Below are 19,826 nucleotides of genomic sequence, written 5' to 3'. Positions count from 1 at the left end.
ACAAGAAACTCAACGACCTGCTCGTTTCTCAAACTGGCTTAACTAGACAGTGCCTTTTAATGAGTGGTGAAAGCTCCTGTGACATATCGATTAAATCACATTTGAACCCCTCGCGTCGATTGGCGCAACGGCACTCATAAGGCGAACCATAACGAAGAGCATTCCCCCTCAATTGCCCAGACAATGGCCCGGAGCAACTCTGCTGACTCGGGGGCGAAAGGGGTGGCTATCCTCAGGAGTATCGACGAGGTGAACGAGAACCAGTGGAACAACCTCGTGACCCACGCCGACCAGGGAACGCTGTTCCATCGCCACGAGTGGCTCGCGGCTATCGAGAACGGACTCGACTACGAACCCCGCCACGTCGTCGTGCGCAAAGATACCAATCCGGTCGCCATCATGCCCAACTTCGTCTCGGCGTTAGCAGTCCCGAACGACGTCGCTAATCTTCTCGCTTCGTCGCTCGAAATCTCGGTGATGAAGTCGGGTGGAATCGGATACGGCGGCCCGATTATCACCAACAACGAACGCGAGAACATCGACCTGCTCTTCGACGCCCTCGAAGCCACGACCGAACCCCAAATCCTGTATCACCTTATCTCGACGGCCGACCTCGGACAGATCCGCTACGGGCAGTATCTGCGGTCCCGCGGCTACGAACCGAAATCGAACGTCGCCACGTTCTTTATCGACCTTTCGGCGGGTTGGGAGGACATCCTCGCGGGGATGGACAAATCTCGGCGAAAAGACATCAGACGATCACACGAACAGGACTACCACGTCGAGATAACGCCGATAGGCTCCGACATGTGCCGAACGTACGACATGTACGAGAAGAATACGAGACGGGTAGGCGGAAACCTCATCCCGTTCTCGTTTTTCGAAACGCTTCGGGACTACGTTCCCGACCGCGTGCGTGTGTTCACGGCCACCGTAGACGGGGAGATAGTAGGTCGATACGTCTACCTCCTCGATACCGAAAAATCGATTCTTCATCATTGGTTTTCGGCGATTCCAGAGCGCGAGTGTTACGACCACTATCCCTCCGAACTCATGCACACCCGCGCCATCAAGTGGGGCATAGAACAGGGGTTCAAAGAGTACAGTTTCGGCGCCGCAGGCTCTCACTTCGACAATTCGGTGTTTCGCTTCAAAACCCAATACGGCGCGAAAGCGGTCCCAGTCCTCCGCTGGGAGCGAGGGACGAACCCGCTCGTGTGGCCGCTTTTTAAGTTTGGTCGGCAGAGGTTCGTTGCGAAGGAGTTGTAGGGAGTGTTGTTTTTTGGTTTTTCGAGAGAGGCCTCGGCACTCATAGGGCTCCACATCACCGACTGCCTAGGTCGGTTCGGAGTCGGTGCCTCGTCACAGGCCACCCGACAGTTACCCACCGGTGGGCAAGTCAGTTTTCCTCTGGCAGAACGTTTTTCGCGCCGTCGGGCAAACCGAGAGGCCATGAGTTGGCGCGACATTCGCCCGGTGGTGCTCGGCCTCGTCCGACGGAACGACGAGATACTGGTGGGTCGAGGATACGACCCCGAAAGCGACGAAGTGTTCTGGCGACCACTCGGCGGGGGAATGCAGTTCGGCGAGTCCAGCGAGGAGACGGTGTGCCGGGAGTTCGAAGAAGAACTCGGCGTCGAACTCGAAACGGTCGAGTTCCTCTCACACATCGAGAATCGGTTTACCTTCGACGGCGAGCAGGGCCACGAAATCGTCCTGCTGTACGAGGGCGACCTCGCGGACGACGATGTGTACGAAGCCGAGTCGATGACCGGCTACGAGGAGGAATTAGACGAGGAGTTCGAGGTTCGGTGGCTACCGCTCGCCGATTTCGAGTCGGGTGACAGAACGCTCTATCCGGAAGCGGTGGTGGATGTCGCAAAGAATGAGCGATGCGATGGGGCTTAGAACTTCGCCGCGAGCAGCGGGTACAGCGCCCCGAGGACGACGCCGTAGACCGCGTGTCCGACGAAACTCGGGACCTGCAGATTTGGCACGGGCGGAGCCATCGGGAACCCCATAGCCTGCAACCAGAGTGGCATGACGAAGCCGACGGCGACGATGGTCAAGAGGACGCTGAACCCGATGCCGAGCAGGGCCCCGGTCGAAACCTTCGCCGCGTACTCGCGGAGTGGCTCAGGTGTGGCGAACGCTGCGTAGACGAGTGAAAACTCCAACTCGGGCGGGCGTGAATGCAACATGCGCGCCAAACCGCCGGGAAAGAGACGAATTCGACTAACCGTCACTCGCGGTCGGCTTACTCCGAAATCCGTTCACGCGCCCCTGCAACCACCAGCGGCAGTGTGATTGTGGCGTCTGCATACACCGAAACGTTCCGCGCCGCCTTCTCCAACTTTCCCCATGACCGCGCTTCGTCGAGCGTCGCCCCGGAGAGGCCACCCGTGTTCGGTGGGTCCATCGTGAGCTGGACGGCGTAGTTGTAGGCTTCTGGCACCACGAGCATCGTCTGGAGGACGAAATTCTTCGGGACGCCGCCGCCGACGACCATCGCAGCCGCCTTCTCGGCGTCGAACGCGATGTCCGTGAGGCCAGTCATGTCGGAGAGCGCGTCGAGACTGAAGTCGTTGACCTGCGAGTACATCCACGCCTGTAGGCCGAGGACCGAGTCCTGAATTGCGGGAACGTAGATTGGCACGTCATTTTCGTAGGCGGCCGCGGCGATGCCAGCGTCCTCCTCGATACCCTCACGCTCGTTGACCACGGCGTTCGCTCGGCCGAGTTCCTCGGTGAGTTGCTGGATGGTGACCGTCTCGTCTACGTTCGGGAACACCTCAGCGCGCAGGTGACCCTCGAACGCGGTGAAGTGCTCTTGCGGGAGGTAGACGTTGTAGATGCGGTCGACCCACTCGTCGCGGAGCTTTTCGTCGAACTCGCGAGGAGAGGATTCGCCGTCGTGTTCGCGGCCGTGGTGGTGCTTGCCGCCGATTGCCTCGATGGCGTCGTGGGTGAGGTTCGCGCCGGTCGTCACGAGCACGTCGATGTGGCCGTCGCGGATGAGGTCGGCGACGATTTTTCGCATCCCCGTCGGGACCATCGCCCCGGCGAGGCCGAAAAAGTTGGTCACGTCGTCGTCGCCGATCATCTCGGCGTAGATGTCCACCGCTTCGTGGAGGTCCGCCGCGCCAATGCCTGCCTTGCCGTACTCGGAGACGAGGTCGCCAACGGTCATGCCGGCCCACACGTCGGTGTGTCCGATTGGGTCGTGGTGGAACTCCTCGCGGGGCGGGAGTTCGTGGTCTGCGTCGTCGCTCATTGCCACAGATTGTGGGTTACGAAGGTTTGAAGGGCGCGGTCTGGAGCGGGCGACCAACCCGGCTCAGAGTCCGGTCGGTTCTCCGATGAAGGTCGTCTCCAGTCCCCACTCCTCTGCGAGTTGCTGGAGGGCACGGACGCCAAAGGTTTCGGTGGCGTAGTGGCCCGCGAGGAAGACGTGAATACCCGCTTCTTTCGAGTTGTGATACGCCTGCTGTTTCCCCTCGCCCGTGATGAGTGCGTCCACGCCCGTCGCTTCTGCCTCCGGAATCCAGTCCGTCCCGCTGCCGGTGATGATGCCGATGTCCTCGATTTCCGCGGGGCCGTGTTCGAGTACCTGCACGCGCTGGCCACCGTTGTCGAGGCCGACGAGTTCCTCGCGGAGGTCGGTCACGGAGAACGGTTCTGGCGCGGTTCCGCGAACGCCGATGTACTCGGTGGCCTCCGCGCCGAATCGCTCGCGGTTTTCGAGTTCGAGCACGTCGGCGATACCGGCGGCGTTGCCGAGTTCCTCGTGCCCGTCGAGCGGAAGGTGAGAGACGTAGAGTGCGATGTCGTTCTCGACGAGGAGGCGGATTCGTTCGTATGTGGAGCCGGTCACGCGGTCGAAGCCACCCCACGAGAGCCCGTGGTGGACGACGAACACGTCCGCGTCTGCTCGTGCGGCGGCCTCGATGGTCGAAACGGCGGCGTCCACGCCGAAAGCCACCGTCGTGACTTCCTTGTCTTCCGGCCCGACCTGCAAACCGTTGGCGCTCGCGTCGAAGGCGGCGTAGTCGGCCGTTCGGAGGCGGTCGTCGTATCGAGAGACGAGTTCGCTGAGTTGCATAGTCTCACGTTAGCCACCAGCGTTAAGAAAGACGGCGATAACAGACAGCGTACCCGCTTTCTGCGGGACGGACAACGGAGTTGATTCCCTATGGGTAAATTCCGCAAAGCCGCATTCGTTTGGCGTCGATTGCCTCGACGAACAAAGAATCGGATTGTCCGAACTGGAAAAGGACTCGTGCGCCGGGTGACCCCCGGGTCATAACCGGCCCGAGTTCGCTTTCTACGATTGCGCCGCGTGTGAAAAGACGAATTCTCTGAGGAGTTTCGCGCCGAGCGTCGCCGCCTGCCCGTCGTCTCTGTCGTTGACTTCCACCACGTCGAATCCGATAGCGGTGGGTGCAACTTGCCTGACCACGTCGCGCATTTCCCGCGGCGTGAGTCCGTAGGGTTCCATCGTCCCCGTCCCGGGCGCGAACCCGGGATCGGCGGCATCGATATCCACGCTCAGGTAGACCGACCCGTCGCCGTCGAACGTCCAGTCTGCGACGTCCTCCGGCGGGACGACAGTCACGTCGCCCTGCGCAGCGCGCTCCCACTCGACCTTATTTCCGGTGCGTGCGCCGAGGATGATGGCCTCGTCTGCGACGTCGAGCGCGTGGCGCGTGACCGTCGCGTGGCTCAGCGGGTTGCCGGCGTACTCCTCGCGGAGGTCGAGGTGCGCGTCGAGACAGACGAACGTATCGGGGGTCGTCGCTCTGACGCCAGCCACCGTCACCGTGTGCTCGCCGCCGACGAGAATGGGAAGCGCCTCGTCGCGCCGAATGTCGGTGACCATGCCCTGCAGAAAGTCGAGATAGTCGGCCGCGTCGTCCCACGCGTGGAGGTCGCCGTCGTCTGCCACGCCGAGGTCGGTGAAATGGGAGTCCGTCCGGTGGTCGTAGTCGTCAAAATTCTCTGCGTATTGTCGAATACGGTCGGGCCCAAAGCGAGTCCCGGGTTGAAAAGACGTAGAAATGTCGAGCGGCGCGCCGAGGATGACGTAGGAAGCGTCTGTGCGAGAAGTCAGCGCGCCAGGAAACATCAGATAATCTTACGCTGGGCGTCCATCTCGAGGTACTCGATTTCGTCTTCCGGAGTCAGAGTCTTGTCGCCGGGGACCTTGATGGAGAAGGTCTCGTAGGTGTCTAAGTCCATGACCTGTGCGACGTCGGAGCTCTCGACGCTCACGACCTGGCCCTGCTTGCGCTCGATGATTGGAATCCAGATTTTCGCGTCGACAGGCTGGGAGAAGCTGCGCTTTTTCCCGTCGAAGACGCCCTTGCCCTCGACACGGGCTTTCGCACTGCCGTGTTTGCCGGGTTTGGCCGTGCTGTACGCGGTGATGAGACACGGCACGTCGTTGATCATTACGTAGCTACCTTCCTGGAGGTCGCGGACCTCGCCTTGCTGCTTCGCCATGTGTCTGCTTTTTCCACGAGACTGTATAAACGGTTTGGAACGCTATTCGTGACGCTGGAGACAGGTTTTGACGCGTGAGAGACCCTCGACCAATTCTTCGGTCGGAAGCCCAAAGCCGAGGCGGAACCGGTCTGGATAGCCGAAGAACTCACCGGGTGCGAGTACAACGCTCTCCTCGTTCAACACCGCCCGGCAGAACTCCTTGCCACTCGAAAACGAGTTTGGGATCTCGATGAAGGCGTTCACGCCGATGGGGTCGTACCACGAGAGGCCCGTCTCCGCGATGAATTCGGCGACGATGTCGTGATTCGTCTGTCGCACCGCGCGACTCTCGGCGAGCAGTTCGTCCTCCTGCTTGAACGCCTGGCGGGCGATGTGCTGGCCGAACTGGGAAGGCGAGATGGTCGTGTAATCTTTCCAGTGCCAGGCCGCCTGGACGACTTCGGGCGGCCCGACAATCCAGCCAAAGCGCAGGCCAGCGAGGCCGTACGCCTTCGAGAGACTCGCCGTGCTGATGGCCCGCCGACCGAGACTCGCTGCCGGCGGGTGAGGGTCGTCTGCGAGCAGTCGGTACACCTCGTCTACGAGCAGGTAGGCGTCGTGTTCGACGGCGAGGTCGTAGAGCGCGGACAGCGTCGCTTCGTCGTGATATTTCCCGGTCGGGTTGTTCGGGTTGTTGACGACGAGCAGGCGCGTGTCGTCGGTAATCGCGTCCGCGACGGCGTCGACATCGAGGTCCCACTCGGGGGGTTCGAGTTGTACCGTCGTCACCTCCCCGAAGGCGTCTGGAATCGCGTGCAGCGACTGGTACGTCGGCGTGACGGTCACCGTGTGGCCGCCCTGACCGAGCAGCGCGAGGAAGACGAGGAAGTTTGCCTCCTGTGCGCCACAGGTGAAGATGACTTCGTCGGTAGTCCGCCCGTATCGTGCCGCCAGCTGCTCGCGGAGGTCGGGGTCGCCGTTCGTGGGGATGACGTAACCAAGTTCGCCGGGGTCGGTGTCGAAGCGCGTCGCCGGAAGCGACCGAATCCCGCTCTCTGCCAGCATGATGTCGGCCTCGTGTTCGTACTTCGCGAACCAGCGTTCGAGGCCGAACGGGTCGATTTCCATACCCACTGCTTTGCCCGAACCGAAGAAAAGTACCGTGGCTTACACCCAACAAAATCGCCCAGCCAGCAACGCTCATCAAACTGGTCAGCGTAGTAGAATCATGGTCGACACCACGGTCACCGTCGGACTGCTCTACCTCGTCGTCTGGCTCGGCGTGACCCTGTGGGTCTTTCAGGACGCCGAATACCGGCGTTCGAAGGGAACACTTCTGTGGACCGTCGTCGTCTTTCTCGGCGGTGTCATCGGACTATTCCTGTACTTCCTCATCGGCCGGCGATAGTCGTCCCCCACCACGCACACATTTTTATACGGAAACGCAGCCACCGACCCCATGCGTTGACACCTCGCCGCGAAGCGGCCTGCGGGAGTACGGCCACCGCTTCGCGCCCCACCGTGCCGTCTGTTCGCCCCTACTTCCCCCGCCGCTGGCGGAGATTCTGCCGCGTGAACTGCGGCGTCGCACGAATCCCCCGGCGCTTGCGAAACGAGACATAGAGCCAGCCGGCTATCACGAGCGAGAACCCACCCGACAGAAGCGTCGCTTCGAGCGTCCCAAACGCGTAGAAAATTGACGTCATGATGAGACCGACCGAAAGCAACATCCCGAGGACGATTCGCTTCGCGAGTCTCGTCAGGTGTCCGTTCGAGTCCTCGATGTCTGCCCGAACGTAGAAATCGTCGCGGTTGATTCGGTCGAGCGCACGCTCAAGTTTCGGCGGGCTGCGCAGCGTCGATTGAGCCGCCTTGCGCACCTCGTCGCCGCGGTCTTCGATGAACTGCTTTACGCCTGCTTCGCGATACCCCTGTTCGGTGAGGTACTGGGTCGCGACCGCGATGAAGTCGAAATCCGGGTCGAGCGTCACGCAGACGCCTTCGACGACCGTCGCCACGCGCAACACCAGCGCGAGGTTCGACGGCAGCCGAAGCGGGAACTCGTAGATTGTATCTTCGACCTGGCTCACGATTTGCTGGACGCGATATTGCTCGATATTCTCACCGCGAGCGTCCGCAATCGCGAGTTCCATCACGTCGCCCATCACCCGCCGGTCGGCTTCCGGGCTCAGCGTACCCATCTCGATGAGTGAATCGAGAATCCCCTCGATGTCCTGGTTCGCCACGGCGATGTAGAACTCGACGATTTTGTCCTGGACGAACGAATCGACGCGACCGCTCATCCCGAAGTCGTAGAAGACGATGGTGCCGTCCGGACGCACCGCGAGGTTCCCCGGGTGCGGGTCAGCGTGAAACACACCGTCATCGATGATCATCTGGAGGTAGATTCGCTGGAGCGTCTCTGCGAGTTCCGAGCGGTCTACGTTCATCGCGTCGATATCCTCGATGTCGCTTATCTTCGTCCCGCTCACGTACTCCATCGTGAGGACGCGAGCGTCCGAGTGTGATTCGATGACGCGGGGAATCGCGATGCGGTCTTCGTCCGCAAAGTTCCCGCGAATCTCGGTGAGCATCCGCCCTTCCCGACCGTAGTCCATCTCCTCGCGAATGGTCTTCGCGAACTCGTCGGCGAGGTTTTCGAGCGAGAACGCCCGAGCGGTGCCGATAAAGCGCATGAGCAACGGCAGACTCCAGCGGATGACCCTGAGGTCCGCTTCCACGAGCTCCTCGATGCCGGGCCGGCGCACCTTCACCGCGACGGATTGGCCGTCGATTTCGGCGTAGTACACCTGCCCGAGACTTGCACCGCTTATCGCGTCGGTGTCGAACTCGTCGAACCACGCTTCGAGCGGCCCGAGTTCGTCTTCGATGACCTGTTTTGCCTCAGGCCACGGGGCCGGTGGCACGCTGTCCTGGAGTTTCGTGAACTCGTCGATGTACTCCGGCGGCAGGATGTCCGGGCGCGTCGAGAGCAACTGGCCGAGTTTGATGAACGTCGGCCCGAGCGTGAGCATGGCGTCAAGCAGTGCCCGCGCTCTGCGGCGGCGAATCTCTGGCGTGACCGTCCGCCGACCGCCGAACAGCAGGAATCGGCGGCGGTCCCGGGCGTACGCGATGAGAAGCGGCAAGAACTGTCTGGCGACGGTGAAAAACCGTCTGTACGGGCGGAGGTTCACAGACTGTGCGACCCCCTACTCGTCACTGATTGGGATGCTGGTCCCGGGAGCGGCACTTCGCTTCGGGAGGGTGATTTCGAGGACGCCTCGCGAAACGGCTCCTTCTGCGTCCGTGCCGGTCACCTTCGGTGGGAGTGGGAGGTCCACGTCGAGGAACATAGAGCGGTCTTCCTTGAGGTAGCGATACTCCGTCGGTAGGTCTTTCTCGCGCCGCGCCTCGATGTGAAGGCGGCCGTCTTCGACGCGAACGTCCACGGTCTCTTTGGTGACACCGGGGAAGTCGATAACGAGGAGGTACGAGTCGTCGCTCTCGAGGAGGTCTGCGAACACTGCGTCCGGGAGGTCACGCAGGGCTTCGCGCAGCGCTGACATACGCATGGGTACGGACGCCGGAGCGAAAAAGCCCCCGGTAGGGGAATCCGTCCGGGTGTTTTTTGTCGGCCGCGTCGTAGGGACGTGCCATGAGCGACCAACTTCGTGACGCGGGGTTCAAGCAACTGACCCGCGTCGATGCGGCCCGCGACCGACTCCGGGACGCAGTCTCCCCCCACGGTCGAACTGGCGCCGTGCCCCTCGAAGACGCAGACGGGCGCGTTCTCGCAGAACCGATTACCAGCAACCGCAACGTCCCCCATTACCGGAGGGCCGCGATGGACGGGTTCGCCGTCCGGGCAGCGGACACCTTCGGCGCCTCCGACCGGTCGCCGAACGTACTTCGCGTGGCAACCGGCGAGGTCGCACCCGGAAGCGGCGTCCGCGTCCACACCGGGAGCGAACTACCCCCAGGTGCGGACGCCGTCGTCATGGTCGAACACGTAGACCGTGTCGGTGACGACCTCGAAGTGTTCGACGCGGTTGCGGAGGGCGAGAACGTCGCCCCGGAGGGCGAAGACGTCGAAGCGGGCCAGCAGTTGTACGACGCCGGACATCGACTCCGACCCTCCGACCTCGGCCTGTTGAAATCGACCGGCGTTGCCACGGTTTCGGTGTACGAACCGCCCCGAGTGACCGTGATTCCGACCGGCGAAGAACTCGTCGAGGCGGACCCGAAACCGGGCGAGGTCGTCGAGACGAACGGTCTCACGGTGTCTCGGCTGGTCGAACGATGGGGCGGTGACGCCGACTATCAGGAAATCGTCACCGACGACGAAACCGCGCTCCGCGAAGCCGTAGCGGGGAATCTCGACGCAGATATCGTCGTCACGACGGGCGGGTCCTCCGTCGGCGAGCGCGACCTGATTCCGGACGTCGTCGCCGACATGGGCGACGTGTTCGTCCACGGTGTCGCGCTCAAACCCGGCCACCCCGTCGCGATGGGCGTGGTCGAAGACACGCCAATCATCATGCTTCCTGGCTATCCCGTCGCGTGCATCATCAACGCCGTCCAGTTCCTTCGCCCCGCGCTCAAATGGGCGGGTAGGATGCCCCTCGAGGAGTTCCCGACGGTCGAGGCGCGCCTCTCGCGGAAGATTCGAAGCGACGTCGGCGACCGGACGTTCGTCCGCGTTCGGCTCACCGACGACGAGTCGGAACCGGTTGCGACGCCGACGCGAGCGAGTGGCTCTGGCGTCCTCTCGAGCGTCGCGCTGGCAGACGGCTGGGTCGAAGTGCCAGAATCGAGCGAAGGAATCGCCGAAGGTGAGACTGTCGCGGTCCAGAACTGGGAGTGGTCGGCGTGAGCCGCAAGGAGTTTCGTGAGCTCGCGTCGCCAGAGGAAGCCCGTGAAGCAATCGCGTCGCTGAACCTCGGTGGCGGGTCAGAATCGGTGCCGCTGGCCGAAGCCCGTGGTCGCGTTCTCGCAGAACGCATCGACGCGGGGATGGACGTCCCCGGCTTCGACCGGGCGAGCATGGATGGCTACGCCGTGCGAGCGCGGGACACCTTCGGCGCGGACGAAGCGGACCCCGCCGTCCTCGACCTCGTCGGGGCTGTCCACGCAGGGGTCGAACCGGACGTCGAAATCGCAGAGGGTGAGTGTGCTGAAATTTCGACCGGGGCGGTGATGCCATCGGGTGCGGATGCGGTGGTCATCGTCGAGCGAACCGACGAACGCGACGGGAAAATCGAGATGCGAACCGCGGTGGCCCCCGGCGACAGCGTGATGCTCGCAGGGGCGGACATCGCCGCGGGTGAGCGTGCTCTCGGCCCGGGAACTCGAATTACGCCCCGAGAAATTGGGCTGCTCTCTGCACTCGGCGTGGAGTCGGTGCCAGTTCGGGCGAAACCCCGCGTCGGCATCATCTCGACGGGAGACGAACTGGTTCGCCCCGGCCAATCGCTCAACAGCGCCGCCGGGCAGATTTTCGACGTGAACAGCTACACCGTCGCGGCGGGCGTCGAAGACGCGGGCGGCGAGGCGGTTCTCTACCCCCATGCCGGTGACGACTACGACGAGATGGAGCGACTGCTGACGAAAGCCGCCACCGAGTGCGACCTCGTCCTCTCGTCGGGTTCGACGAGCGCCTCCGCGGTGGACGTCATCTACCGCGTCGTCGAGGAACAAGGCGAGTTGTTGTTACACGGCGTCGCCGTGAAACCCGGGAAACCGATGCTCGTCGGGCGACTCGAAGAGTCCGCGTACATCGGCTTGCCGGGGTATCCCGTCTCCGCGCTCACCATCTTCCAGACGTTCGTCGCGCCGGCGATTCGTGATGCGGCGGGAGTTCAGGCCCCCGCCGTCGCGACCGCTCGGGGGAAGATGGCCGTCCGCGAGCGCTACGGCGAGGGTCGAATGCGCCTCATGCCGGTCGGCCTCGTCGAAGACGGGGCAGGCGACTTGCTCGTCTACCCAGTTGACAAGGGCAGCGGCGCGACGACGAGCCTCGTGGAGGCAGACGGCGTCGTCGTCGTCCACCCGGACACGGCATTTCTCGACGCTGGCGAAGAAGTCGAGGTGGACCTCTTCTCGCCCGACGTCAGGCCGCCAACCGTGTTCGGCGTCGGCGAGGACGACCCTGCACTCTCGCGATTGCTCGACCGCATCGAACGGCCGCGCTATCTGTCCGTGGGGAGCAGAGAGGGGCTCCGCCGCCTGCGAAACGGCATCGCCGACGTTGCGGTGACGACGACGGGCGGCGAGCCGGAGTTCGACACTGTGGAACTCGGCGGCTGGACCCGCGAGTGGGGGCTGGTGGTGCAGGCGGGCAACCCCGAAAACGTGGCCGGTCTCGCAGACCTCGTGGACCGCGACCTGCGATTCATCAACCGCGGAACGGCCGCCGGCCTAAGAACTTCGTTTACCGACGCCCTCGCCACACTCGCCGAGGAGCGCGGCCAGACGCGCCACGACCTCGTGAGCGCAATTTCCGGGTTCGACCTCACCGTGAAAGCCCACGAGAGTCCGGCCCGGAAGGTCGCCGACGGGCGTGCCGACGTGGGACTCGGTCTTCGTGCGACCGCGGAAAAACTGGACCTCGGATTCGTCTCGCTCGGAACCGAACAGGTTCGCGTGTTCGCGAATCCGGATCGAGTTTCGAAACCAGGGGTCGCGGCGCTCGAAACGGCCATCGAGGACGGTGACGCCGTGTTCGCAGACCTCCCCGGCTTCGAAACGGCATAGCGATTCGCCCTGCTGGGTCGCCGAAGTGTATAACCATGCGTGGGGCGTTATACCAGACACCGGTTTCCGGTGGTGTCCCATGAGTTGCTCCCATCCACTCGACGCAGAGTTCCTGTACCCATCAGATGCAGAGGTATTAGCAATCGAACAGCGAGACGACAGCGACGCCCTCGTGGTGACGCTGGCGCTACCCTGTCCTGAATGTGGTCACGACCTGCGAGTCGAGACGCAGGTCTCGTCGGTCGAAGAGACAGTGATGGAAGCGCGCATGGAAGACCCCCAGGACACCTACGACTAATCAGTCGCTTCGGTCGCAGTCCGGTCAGCCGTTGCTTTTACGAGTCGCCAGAGTTCGTCGAACGACGCGACGCGATAGTCGCCGAGGACGCACTCTCCCCGTCGGTGCGGGTCGTGGCGTTCGACGTGAATCCCGTCGAGGCCGGCGTTCCACGCCGCGCCGATGTCGTTCGACCCGTCACCAGCGAGCACACCGCGTGCGCTGGTTTCGACATCGAGCTGCGACATCGCGTGGGTGACTGGGCCGGGGTCCGGTTTCCAGCCGAGGTCGTCGCTACAACAGACGACGGTGTCGAACCAGTCGCCGATGCCGAGATGCGCGAGAACCGGCCCAGTCAAAAACGGCTGGCAGTGGGTGACGATGCCGACGGGCGTCGTGAGGTCCGCGACGAACGTGGCGTCGTCGTGGAGATAGGTCGCCTCGGCGCGGGCCTGTGGGTCTTCTACGGCGTGGAACGCGGGCCAGAATTCGTTGGGGTCGATGCCCCATTCGACGAGCCTATCGTCGCGCTTGCCGCCGAGGCCGTGCCAGAGGATTTCGGCCTCCCGGTCGGTGAACGGACGGCCCATCCGGTCGCCGACCCGGTCGAACACCTCGCGGGTGTACCCCCAGTCGACGTCGATGAGCGTTCCGTCTAAATCGAATAGCCAAAAATCGTAGTCAGCCCCAACCATTCACCAAGAGGTACGACACCGACTGCTAAGTGCCTTTCCGCCCCACTGGTCAATCAGGACGCTCGCGTCTACTCGACCTGAATCGAACTGCCGAGATACTTGTTCAGCACTTCTTCGACCGTTTCAGCGTTGAACAGGTCCAGGTGCGCACGAATCTCGCTCTTCAGCGCCTCCAGATACTCCGGAGACGTCCGCAGGCCGCTAAAGGAGACGCTCGTCACCCGCATATCGAGCGCCGATTCGAGTTCGCGCCGGAAGTACTCCTCGTCGTTCAGATTGCCCCGCCAGAGGTAGTCGCGAAAGAACAGCCAGCCGTCGTCACCCGGCTGGGAGGCCGTTTTCGACAGTTGCAGCTCGAATTCCGCGGGCGAAAGTCGCAGGTCCGGTCGACCGATACGGGGGCGAACCCGAACCGAGAAGGCGTAGTTTGCGTCGGTCACTGCACGTCGTTGAATCGTCCCGCGAGGTGGGTATCCTTCTCGGTGATGCCGCCCTCTTCGTGGCTCGTGAGGCGCACTTCCACCTCCTTGTAACCGATGATGATTTCCGGGTGGTGGAACTCCTCGTCGGCGATTTCCGCGATTTCGTTCACGAACTCGACTCCGTCCAAGTAGTCGTCGAACTCGTAGGTTCGCGTGATTTCGTCGCCATCTTTCTCCCAGCCGCTCGGGAGTCGCGATTCGAGTTCGTCCTCTGAGAGCAAGTCTGCCATGGCTACCACTATTCACTCGATTGAAATAATCGTTGTCGCCACCTGAGGCTCAGGGGAGCGCATACGGCGGCGATTCAGACCGGATGACCTCAGAGAGGTCGTGGAGTTCGTCTTCGAGCAGGACGATGATATCGTCCAGCGTGATGATGCCGGTCAGTTGGTTGTTCTCCATCACCGGAAGCCGGCGCACCGCGTGTTCGCGCATCGTCTGGCAGACGTCGAAGACGCCCGCGTCGATGTCTACGGTGACGGTGTTCCCGTTCATCACGTCCGCGGCGGTCATGTTCAGCGGGTCTTTACCCGTCGCGACGATTTTCATCGCGAGGTCGCGGTCCGTGACGATACCGATTGGCTTTCCGGCTTCCTCGATGACGACGCTGCCGACGGTGCGTTCGCGCATCTGGGTTGCGAGTTCGGTAACTGGTGTGTCTGGCGACGCGGAGACGAGTTCCTCTCGTGGTCGCGCGATATCTCTCAGTGTCATGTTCCCCCCGTCTCCGGTTTTCCGGGAAAACGGTTATCCGAAGATACGTCTCGTGAGCGCAAATACCTAGTTCAGCACGCCGGGATACTCCGAGAATCAGTCGTCTTCGGCGCTGGTCGCGGCGGAGTTCGGGCGGTCTGCCTCGCTGAGCGCCTTCACGAACGCGGGTGGTTCAGACCCGAAATCCGGGTCGAACAACTGCAAGGCGGTGTTGATGGTCGTCCAGTCGTCTTCCTCCGCCGCGTCGCGAAGACTCCGTGTCGGCGCGGAGAGCAACTGCCCGACGAGCGAATCGGCGAGCGATTCGACGACCGCACGCTGGTCTTCGTTCAGGTCGCCATTCGCTTCGAGTTGGGAGAACGCCGTGGCGAGTTCGTGCGCCTTCAGGCGGTCTGCGCTCTCGTACATCGCCGCGATGACGCGGTCTGCGCGCTTTCGCTTGTACTGGGTGAGCAGGTGTTCGAACTCGCGGTCGATCATCTCTGCGACCCGTTCTGCCGCCTCTTTGCGCTGTTCGTGGGCCTCGTCGGTTATCGATTCGAGTCGGTCTAAGTCCCAGAGGGTGACGTTGTCGAGCCCTTCGACGCGCTTTGCGACGTCGCGGGGCTGGGCGAGGTCGATGACGAGCAACTCGCCCGCTTTCGACAGCGTGTTGCCATCGAGAATCGGCGTTGGACTGCCCGTGGCCGTGACCACGAGGTCCACGTCGGGGACGACTGCCGGGACGTCGGCGAGCGAGATGGCGGTCGCCTCCGCCTCGATGACGTCGACGATGGCCTGTGCACGCGGCAGCGTCCGGTTCGCGACGTAGAGTCGAGAAACGGTGTCGGCGAGCGAAGTAGCCGCGAGCGACCCCATCTCGCCCGCGCCGATGACGAGCGCCGTCGCGTTCGTGAGGTCCATCTCGCGAGCGGCGAGTGAGGTTGCCGCACTCGCGAGCGAGACGGTTCCCTCGTTGATTTCGGTCTCGGTACGGGCGCGTTCGCCGACGTGGATGGCCTTCGCAATCCCGTCGTCGAGCAGGCGGCCGAGCGCGCCGACCCCGCGGGCGTCGAGATACGCGGTGCGGAGCTGGCCGAGAATCTGGTCTTCGCCGATGACGAGCGATTCGAGGCCGGCCGCTACGCGCATGAGGTGGCGAAGGCTGGCCTCGTGGGTTCGTTCCGTGATTGCCTCCTCGGGGACGTCTGCGAGATAGTCCGCGAGGACGCGCCGACCGAGTTCTGGCGTTGCCGTGACGACGTAGGCCTCTGCGCGGTTACACGTCTGGAGGACGAACGCCTCTTTGACGCCCTCCTGTGCGAGCAGCGTCTCGACACCTATCTGCTGGTCCGGTGCGCAAGCCGCCTCAATCGTCTCGACGCAGGCGTCCTTGTGGGAAACGCTCACGCCCGAAATGACGCCGGCCTCACGCATCAGAATCACCACCAACGAGAGTCTCGTCTATCACGGTCTGTGCCTCGTTGCGGGCCTTTGCCTTCCCACTACCTAAAGCCTTCCAAACGCGGTCAGAATTGACGACTGCGCGGATGGCGTCCCGACGGGCCGCCGGGGCGACCTTGGCCGACTGGAGTTCGAGGCGCAACGTCGCGGTCAGTTCGGCCATTTCGCCTGCTCCTTCGACGTCTGCCTCGATGCGTTCTCGCAGGTACTTCGCGAGTGCTGGACTCGATGCTCCCGTCGAGATTGCCACTGTGACGGGGTCGTCGTCGACAGTCGCCGGAACCACCACACTGCCCGCCTCCCGCTCGCCGGAAACGTCGGTGCGATTGACGAGGATGCGCCGCTCGCGGGCGGCGTCCTCGATGGCGGCGTTGAGCGCGGGTTCGTCGGTCGCCGCGACGACGAGGATGGGGTCGATGCGGTCGAGCCAGCCGCCGACCGCGGCCAGTGTCGGTGCGGCGCGAACTTTCGCCGCGCCGCCGTAGGAACCGGCCGAAAAGTCCGGGCTCACGACGACCACGGTCGCCTCACGGGCGAAACGGCGGGCTTTCCGTGCGCCGACGGCACCGCCGCCGAACACGAGGACCGTCTCGCCGTGGAAGTCGTGAAACAGTGGTATCATTCGGTGTTTGCGTTTGCGCGTTCCGTCATGCGGATGCCCGTCTTCTTCAGAATGCGGGTCGAGAACAGGGTATCCCAGTCGTCGTCGCCGACGTCCCAGTACTCGTGCATGCGTTCTTTGACCATTTCGATGTGTTCCTGACTCTCGGCCTCGGTTCGACCGTGGGTCATCGCGAAGAAGTTGTACGGCCAGATCCCCTCGTGGCGGGGCCGTTCGTAGCAGTGAGTGACGAAATCGAGGCTCGCGATGGCCGGCCCGACCTCGTCCAGCAACTCGTCGGGGACGTTCCAGACGGTCATCCCATTCTCGGTGTAGCCGAGGGCGTAGTGGTTCGGGATGACGCCCACCCGACGGACCTTTCCTTCGACGTTGAACCGCTTGATGGTGGCGACGACCCACTCCGTCTCCTGCCCAATCGCGGCGGCGACGTCGGCGTAGGGCGTGGCGGTGATGGGCAATCCACCCTGGATTTCGAGCACGAGGTCGCGCTCCGCGGGCGTGAGGGTAGTGCGCTCGGTCGGTGTCACGTCGGGACCGAGATGCGAGAGGTCCACGTCACCCTCCGAGATGGGACCGTCGAGGAGGAATTTGGCTTCGACGCGGAACTCCTGCTGTTTCGGGAGGTTGTACGTTCGCTGCCCGGTCGTCTCCTCGATTTCGCCGAGTACCTCGTCGACGCGGTCCGGATGGCCCACGGAGACGACGAACCACATGTTGAGATGGGGGTGCTCACGCTCGTAGTTGTGGGCGACTTCGCGGAAGGTATTGACTTGCTCTGCCACCTCGTCGTACCGTTCGGGCGGCGCGTGCATCGCGACGAGCGTGGCCGTCCCACCGATGGCTTCGGCGTTGATGAGCGCCCCGAACCGGGTGAGGACCCCTTGCTCGTCGAGCGTCTGAACACGAGAGAGAAGTTCGCCAGCAGAAATGTCGATACCGCGCTCCCGGAGGGCCGCGGCGGCCGGTTCGAAGGGCCGTTCAGTCACCGGGAAACCGCCCTGGAAGGCGTTGACGATGGCGCGGTCAGTCGGACTCAGGTCCGCCTCTGTCATACCTGGGTATCAGGAGTCACGAGGCATAAGAACCTCGTTTGCGCCGCTTACTGCACGTCGATGACGACCTCGTTGTCGGAGATGTGCAGGTAGTACAGCGTGTAGTTACGCTGGTCGTAGTGGATAACGCCCTCGGATTCAGCCTCGTTGATGGTCTGGGCGCTCTTGTCGACGACCGTGAGGTCGACATTGGGGCCCATCTCGCCGAGGTAGTAGCTCAGCACGTCGCCGAGTTTCGTGTCGGCACCGTTCTGGCGTCGGCTGCGGCGGTCTGAGACGCATCGAGGCTCACACCTTCGGCACCGCCGATAACATCACTGTTGGTGATTGACTCGTACTCCATCGTCACGTCCATGCTCCGAAGGTCGATGTCGAGGTACGACTCGTCTTCGACGCCGTCGCCGTCACCGTCGTAACACGAGGTTTTGAACGCCTGTTCGTTCTCCCAGCCCTCGTAGACCATCCCGTTCTCGTAGTAGATGGTCACGCCCACCCAGCGCTTATCGCAGTCCTCACCGTCATCCGGAGCGTCGCCACTCCCTCTGCGAAGGTGAATCTCGAACTCTTCGTCGCCCTCCTTGGCTACGAACGACCACTTGAGGTTGTTGTACCACGCCTGATCAGAGTCGTCCGCGTACATCGTGAGAGCGAACTGGTCAAGCGGGTGGTCAGGCCCGACGGCCCGGAGTCTGAGCGAGTCGCCCTCTGCAGGCATCTTGAACCAGCCCATGTCGTAGGGAACCGTCAGGTCAAGCGTCGTCGTCTGGGTCGCGTCGTCAGTAGTTACCGTTCCCGTGGTGCGCATCTCGAAGTACTGCGCCCAGCCCTCGTAGTAGCGCGACTGGACGATGACTTCGACACGTCCCGCAGACCCGGGATTCGTTCAGGGGTCGCCGTTGGCGAGGCGTTTGCTCGGATTCGTGTTCGGAAAGATACGCTTGAGCGGTTCGCCGCGGGTGGCCTGGAGTTGGGCGTTCTTGCCCGACAGTGACCCGTTGCCGGTCAGGCGAACGACGAGCATGACGAGCGTCGCCTCGCGGTAGTGAGCTTCCGGCGGCGAGACGACGCGCGCCTTGTCGTTCGGGTCGTGTCGCCAGACGCCGCCGCCCTGGTAGGCGATTTCGGTGCCATGGTTCTCGTAAACCAGCGCGCCGAGCGACCCGTTGTAAATCTCAGTCGAACGATTTTCGAGGTCGGAGTGGAAGACTTTGAGCGACCCCTCCGTCTCGTTTTCCGAAAGCGAGCCGTCACCCGTATTGCCAAAGCGGACCGTCTGGAGGTCCGAGTCGCCAAGCGACACCGAGCTCGCACGCATGTCGAGCACGCCAAGGGCCGTCTCCGCCCGACTGGTGTCCGCAGACCGCTGAACGCTCACGATGCCACCCGACGCCGTCACCAACAAAAACGTGACCAGTGAAACGACCATTGCCGTGACCAGTACGTACCCCAGAACGTCCGCCTGTGCCGGCTTCCCCCTTCGTGGAACCCATCTTATTGCCTCCGCGCCCAGAGGCGGGTTCGCACTGTGGTGACTATCGTCACTACACTGTTATTTTCGTGAATGAATAGCTTTGGGGAAAATGGCGTGCAGAAGGTACGTATTGGGTCGTCCGTCAGCCCTGAACGCCCGTAACCTCGAAGCCGAGGTCGCGGATCTCGTCGAGAATAGCCTCGTGGTCGTGGGCCGCCTCGTAGTAGATGACGATGTGGAAGGTGCCGTTGCGAAGCAGTTGCTGGCACTCCCAGACGAACTCGTCGCCGTCGATGGTCAGCCCCTGGTGCTGGTTCGAGGAGAACTTCGGGTTATCATTGCCCGAGTAAACGTAGGTGTCGCCCTCGTGGCCGGCATATTTCGCGATGATGTCGCCGACGTCGAGGGTCGCCTGGTGCATCTCGATATCTGCTGCGCTGGTGAGCCCCGTGTGGACGACCGCACCGTTAAGTTCGATGTCGCCCGGTTCGAGCAGTGCCTTCGTGCGTTGGTAGAGGTCCTCGTCGAGTACGTCGCTCATACCCGCTGTCCGCACTGGGGAGGCTTACACGTCACGGTCGCTCCTCGCCTGCTGAGTCGCAGAAAATGTTGGTGTGAGTCGCTCGAAAGCGCCTTACAGCCGCTTTACGTTCTTCGCACGCGGACCCTTGTCCGCCTGCACGATATCGAACTCGACTTCGGTCCCTTCTTCTAAGTCAGGACCGCCGACGTCTTCCATGTGGAAGAACACGTCGTCGTCGGACTCGTCGGTCTTGATGAAACCGTAGCCGCCGGTGTCGTTGAAGAAGTCGACTTTCCCTTTCGCCATG

At 62.8% G+C, this 19,826-nt stretch carries 26 protein-coding genes; 6 read left to right on the top strand and 20 right to left on the bottom strand.

Annotation, left to right across the window (positions count from 1 at the left end; all coding sequences use genetic code 11):
- Window positions 1-183: 183 nt before the first annotated feature.
- Window positions 184-1,269, top strand: a complete 1,086-nt coding sequence (locus P1M51_RS02535) for a GNAT family N-acetyltransferase (RefSeq protein WP_276246623.1) — start codon at window positions 184-186, stop codon at window positions 1,267-1,269.
- A gap of 183 nt (window positions 1,270-1,452) precedes the next feature.
- Window positions 1,453-1,908, top strand: coding sequence for an NUDIX hydrolase (locus P1M51_RS02530; RefSeq protein WP_276246622.1), 456 nt, complete (start codon window positions 1,453-1,455; stop codon window positions 1,906-1,908).
- Here the strand turns inward: P1M51_RS02530 and P1M51_RS02525 are convergent.
- From P1M51_RS02525 to P1M51_RS02500, 6 genes are all read right to left on the bottom strand, one after another.
- Window positions 1,905-2,201 carry a hypothetical protein gene (locus tag P1M51_RS02525; protein ID WP_276246621.1) on the bottom strand — a complete coding sequence of 99 codons (297 nt, stop codon included), beginning with the start codon at window positions 2,199-2,201 and terminating at the stop codon, window positions 1,905-1,907. The genes P1M51_RS02530 and P1M51_RS02525 overlap by 4 nt on opposite strands.
- Before the next feature lie 56 nt (window positions 2,202-2,257).
- A complete protein-coding gene (locus tag P1M51_RS02520) occupies window positions 2,258-3,274 on the bottom strand; it encodes a deoxyhypusine synthase (protein WP_276246620.1) in 1,017 nt (338 codons plus the stop codon).
- 63 nt (window positions 3,275-3,337) lie between these two features.
- A complete protein-coding gene (locus tag P1M51_RS02515; protein WP_276246619.1) occupies window positions 3,338-4,102 on the bottom strand; it encodes a Nif3-like dinuclear metal center hexameric protein in 765 nt (254 codons plus the stop codon).
- A gap of 222 nt (window positions 4,103-4,324) precedes the next feature.
- Window positions 4,325-5,125 carry an agmatinase gene (gene speB, locus P1M51_RS02510; RefSeq protein WP_276246618.1) on the bottom strand — a complete coding sequence of 267 codons (801 nt, stop codon included), beginning with the start codon at window positions 5,123-5,125 and terminating at the stop codon, window positions 4,325-4,327.
- Window positions 5,125-5,502 (bottom strand): translation initiation factor IF-5A, encoded by a 378-nt coding sequence (locus P1M51_RS02505; protein WP_276246617.1) that lies wholly within the window; start codon window positions 5,500-5,502, stop codon window positions 5,125-5,127. The genes speB and P1M51_RS02505 overlap by 1 nt, the downstream gene beginning before the upstream one ends.
- A 42-nt stretch (window positions 5,503-5,544) precedes the next feature.
- Window positions 5,545-6,612, bottom strand: coding sequence for an aminotransferase class I/II-fold pyridoxal phosphate-dependent enzyme (locus P1M51_RS02500; RefSeq protein ID WP_276246616.1), 1,068 nt, complete (start codon window positions 6,610-6,612; stop codon window positions 5,545-5,547).
- Between the two features lie 100 nt (window positions 6,613-6,712).
- On the opposite strand from P1M51_RS02500, the gene P1M51_RS02495 reads away from it, so the two are divergent.
- On the top strand, window positions 6,713-6,892 hold the full coding sequence (locus P1M51_RS02495; RefSeq protein ID WP_276246615.1) for a PLDc N-terminal domain-containing protein: 180 nt from the start codon (window positions 6,713-6,715) through the stop codon (window positions 6,890-6,892).
- A gap of 130 nt (window positions 6,893-7,022) precedes the next feature.
- Here the strand turns inward: P1M51_RS02495 and P1M51_RS02490 are convergent, their stop codons facing one another.
- Both P1M51_RS02490 and P1M51_RS02485 read right to left on the bottom strand, forming a co-directional pair.
- Window positions 7,023-8,681 (bottom strand): AarF/ABC1/UbiB kinase family protein, encoded by a 1,659-nt coding sequence (locus tag P1M51_RS02490; RefSeq protein ID WP_276246614.1) that lies wholly within the window; start codon window positions 8,679-8,681, stop codon window positions 7,023-7,025.
- Window positions 8,682-8,696: 15 nt separating this feature from the next.
- A complete protein-coding gene (locus tag P1M51_RS02485; protein WP_276246613.1) occupies window positions 8,697-9,053 on the bottom strand; it encodes an Hsp20/alpha crystallin family protein in 357 nt (118 codons plus the stop codon).
- Window positions 9,054-9,142: 89 nt separating this feature from the next.
- Between P1M51_RS02485 and glp the strand changes: the two genes are divergently transcribed.
- The 3 genes from glp (at window position 9,143) to P1M51_RS02470 (ending at window position 12,538) form a co-directional block, all read left to right on the top strand.
- Window positions 9,143-10,360, top strand: coding sequence for a gephyrin-like molybdotransferase Glp (gene glp, locus P1M51_RS02480; RefSeq protein ID WP_276246612.1), 1,218 nt, complete (start codon window positions 9,143-9,145; stop codon window positions 10,358-10,360).
- Complete coding sequence (locus tag P1M51_RS02475; protein ID WP_276246611.1) at window positions 10,348-12,240, top strand: molybdopterin biosynthesis protein; 1,893 nt, start codon at window positions 10,348-10,350, stop codon at window positions 12,238-12,240. The genes glp and P1M51_RS02475 overlap by 13 nt, the downstream gene beginning before the upstream one ends.
- Window positions 12,241-12,319: 79 nt before the next feature.
- A complete protein-coding gene (locus tag P1M51_RS02470) occupies window positions 12,320-12,538 on the top strand; it encodes a hypothetical protein (RefSeq protein ID WP_276246610.1) in 219 nt (72 codons plus the stop codon).
- On the opposite strand, the gene P1M51_RS02465 is transcribed toward P1M51_RS02470, so the two are convergent.
- The 12 genes from P1M51_RS02465 to P1M51_RS02410 all read right to left on the bottom strand — a co-directional run bounded on the left by P1M51_RS02465 (window position 12,535) and on the right by P1M51_RS02410 (window position 19,825).
- Complete coding sequence (locus P1M51_RS02465; RefSeq protein ID WP_276246609.1) at window positions 12,535-13,212, bottom strand: HAD family hydrolase; 678 nt, start codon at window positions 13,210-13,212, stop codon at window positions 12,535-12,537. The two genes, P1M51_RS02470 and P1M51_RS02465, sit on opposite strands and share 4 nt — an antisense overlap.
- Window positions 13,213-13,280: 68 nt before the next feature.
- Window positions 13,281-13,652, bottom strand: coding sequence for an LWR-salt protein (lwrS, locus tag P1M51_RS02460; protein ID WP_276246608.1), 372 nt, complete (start codon window positions 13,650-13,652; stop codon window positions 13,281-13,283).
- Window positions 13,649-13,924, bottom strand: a complete 276-nt coding sequence (locus tag P1M51_RS02455; protein WP_276246607.1) for a 4a-hydroxytetrahydrobiopterin dehydratase — start codon at window positions 13,922-13,924, stop codon at window positions 13,649-13,651. The genes lwrS and P1M51_RS02455 overlap by 4 nt, the downstream gene beginning before the upstream one ends.
- Before the next feature lie 49 nt (window positions 13,925-13,973).
- A complete protein-coding gene (locus P1M51_RS02450) occupies window positions 13,974-14,408 on the bottom strand; it encodes a CBS domain-containing protein (protein ID WP_276246606.1) in 435 nt (144 codons plus the stop codon).
- Window positions 14,409-14,504: 96 nt separating this feature from the next.
- Window positions 14,505-15,824 carry a glutamyl-tRNA reductase gene (gene hemA, locus P1M51_RS02445; RefSeq protein WP_276246605.1) on the bottom strand — a complete coding sequence of 440 codons (1,320 nt, stop codon included), beginning with the start codon at window positions 15,822-15,824 and terminating at the stop codon, window positions 14,505-14,507.
- Window positions 15,817-16,473, bottom strand: coding sequence for a bifunctional precorrin-2 dehydrogenase/sirohydrochlorin ferrochelatase (locus P1M51_RS02440; protein ID WP_276246604.1), 657 nt, complete (start codon window positions 16,471-16,473; stop codon window positions 15,817-15,819). Before P1M51_RS02440 ends, hemA begins: the two co-directional genes overlap by 8 nt.
- Window positions 16,470-17,525 carry an Lrp/AsnC family transcriptional regulator gene (locus P1M51_RS02435; RefSeq protein ID WP_276246603.1) on the bottom strand — a complete coding sequence of 352 codons (1,056 nt, stop codon included), beginning with the start codon at window positions 17,523-17,525 and terminating at the stop codon, window positions 16,470-16,472. Before P1M51_RS02435 ends, P1M51_RS02440 begins: the two co-directional genes overlap by 4 nt.
- 47 nt (window positions 17,526-17,572) lie before the next feature.
- Window positions 17,573-17,749, bottom strand: coding sequence for a hypothetical protein (locus P1M51_RS02430; RefSeq protein WP_276246602.1), 177 nt, complete (start codon window positions 17,747-17,749; stop codon window positions 17,573-17,575).
- Window positions 17,743-18,330, bottom strand: a complete 588-nt coding sequence (locus P1M51_RS02425) for a hypothetical protein (protein WP_276246601.1) — start codon at window positions 18,328-18,330, stop codon at window positions 17,743-17,745. Before P1M51_RS02425 ends, P1M51_RS02430 begins: the two co-directional genes overlap by 7 nt.
- Window positions 18,331-18,408: 78 nt before the next feature.
- A complete protein-coding gene (locus P1M51_RS02420) occupies window positions 18,409-18,900 on the bottom strand; it encodes a hypothetical protein (RefSeq protein WP_276246600.1) in 492 nt (163 codons plus the stop codon).
- Between the two features lie 238 nt (window positions 18,901-19,138).
- Window positions 19,139-19,537, bottom strand: a complete 399-nt coding sequence (locus tag P1M51_RS02415; RefSeq protein ID WP_276246599.1) for a DUF5778 family protein — start codon at window positions 19,535-19,537, stop codon at window positions 19,139-19,141.
- A 93-nt stretch (window positions 19,538-19,630) separates the two neighbouring features.
- Window positions 19,631-19,825 (bottom strand): cold-shock protein, encoded by a 195-nt coding sequence (locus tag P1M51_RS02410; protein ID WP_276246598.1) that lies wholly within the window; start codon window positions 19,823-19,825, stop codon window positions 19,631-19,633.
- Window position 19,826 lies beyond the last annotated feature (1 nt).

It is taken from the genome of Haladaptatus sp. QDMS2 (assembly GCF_029338295.1).
Classification (GTDB): domain Archaea; phylum Halobacteriota; class Halobacteria; order Halobacteriales; family Halococcaceae; genus QDMS2.
This window is presented reverse-complemented; position numbering and strand designations above follow the sequence as displayed.

What these genes read in the sequence shown, in the direction of transcription:
- P1M51_RS02535 (WP_276246623.1), top strand. Translation starts at nt 184, where the DNA reads ATGGCCCGGAGCAACTCTGCTGACTCGGGGGCGAAAGGGGTGGCTATC.
- P1M51_RS02530 (WP_276246622.1), top strand. Translation starts at nt 1,453, where the DNA reads ATGAGTTGGCGCGACATTCGCCCGGTGGTGCTCGGCCTCGTCCGACGG.
- P1M51_RS02525 (WP_276246621.1), bottom strand. Translation starts at nt 2,201, where the DNA reads ATGTTGCATTCACGCCCGCCCGAGTTGGAGTTTTCACTCGTCTACGCA.
- P1M51_RS02520 (WP_276246620.1), bottom strand. Translation starts at nt 3,274, where the DNA reads ATGAGCGACGACGCAGACCACGAACTCCCGCCCCGCGAGGAGTTCCAC.
- P1M51_RS02515 (WP_276246619.1), bottom strand. Translation starts at nt 4,102, where the DNA reads ATGCAACTCAGCGAACTCGTCTCTCGATACGACGACCGCCTCCGAACG.
- speB (WP_276246618.1), bottom strand. Translation starts at nt 5,125, where the DNA reads ATGTTTCCTGGCGCGCTGACTTCTCGCACAGACGCTTCCTACGTCATC.
- P1M51_RS02505 (WP_276246617.1), bottom strand. Translation starts at nt 5,502, where the DNA reads ATGGCGAAGCAGCAAGGCGAGGTCCGCGACCTCCAGGAAGGTAGCTAC.
- P1M51_RS02500 (WP_276246616.1), bottom strand. Translation starts at nt 6,612, where the DNA reads ATGGAAATCGACCCGTTCGGCCTCGAACGCTGGTTCGCGAAGTACGAA.
- P1M51_RS02495 (WP_276246615.1), top strand. Translation starts at nt 6,713, where the DNA reads ATGGTCGACACCACGGTCACCGTCGGACTGCTCTACCTCGTCGTCTGG.
- P1M51_RS02485 (WP_276246613.1), bottom strand. Translation starts at nt 9,053, where the DNA reads ATGTCAGCGCTGCGCGAAGCCCTGCGTGACCTCCCGGACGCAGTGTTC.
- glp (WP_276246612.1), top strand. Translation starts at nt 9,143, where the DNA reads ATGAGCGACCAACTTCGTGACGCGGGGTTCAAGCAACTGACCCGCGTC.
- P1M51_RS02470 (WP_276246610.1), top strand. Translation starts at nt 12,320, where the DNA reads ATGAGTTGCTCCCATCCACTCGACGCAGAGTTCCTGTACCCATCAGAT.
- P1M51_RS02465 (WP_276246609.1), bottom strand. Translation starts at nt 13,212, where the DNA reads ATGGTTGGGGCTGACTACGATTTTTGGCTATTCGATTTAGACGGAACG.
- P1M51_RS02455 (WP_276246607.1), bottom strand. Translation starts at nt 13,924, where the DNA reads ATGGCAGACTTGCTCTCAGAGGACGAACTCGAATCGCGACTCCCGAGC.
- P1M51_RS02450 (WP_276246606.1), bottom strand. Translation starts at nt 14,408, where the DNA reads ATGACACTGAGAGATATCGCGCGACCACGAGAGGAACTCGTCTCCGCG.
- hemA (WP_276246605.1), bottom strand. Translation starts at nt 15,824, where the DNA reads ATGCGTGAGGCCGGCGTCATTTCGGGCGTGAGCGTTTCCCACAAGGAC.
- P1M51_RS02440 (WP_276246604.1), bottom strand. Translation starts at nt 16,473, where the DNA reads ATGATACCACTGTTTCACGACTTCCACGGCGAGACGGTCCTCGTGTTC.
- P1M51_RS02435 (WP_276246603.1), bottom strand. Translation starts at nt 17,525, where the DNA reads ATGACAGAGGCGGACCTGAGTCCGACTGACCGCGCCATCGTCAACGCC.
- P1M51_RS02425 (WP_276246601.1), bottom strand. Translation starts at nt 18,330, where the DNA reads ATGCGCACCACGGGAACGGTAACTACTGACGACGCGACCCAGACGACG.
- P1M51_RS02415 (WP_276246599.1), bottom strand. Translation starts at nt 19,537, where the DNA reads ATGAGCGACGTACTCGACGAGGACCTCTACCAACGCACGAAGGCACTG.
- P1M51_RS02410 (WP_276246598.1), bottom strand. Translation starts at nt 19,825, where the DNA reads ATGGCGAAAGGGAAAGTCGACTTCTTCAACGACACCGGCGGCTACGGT.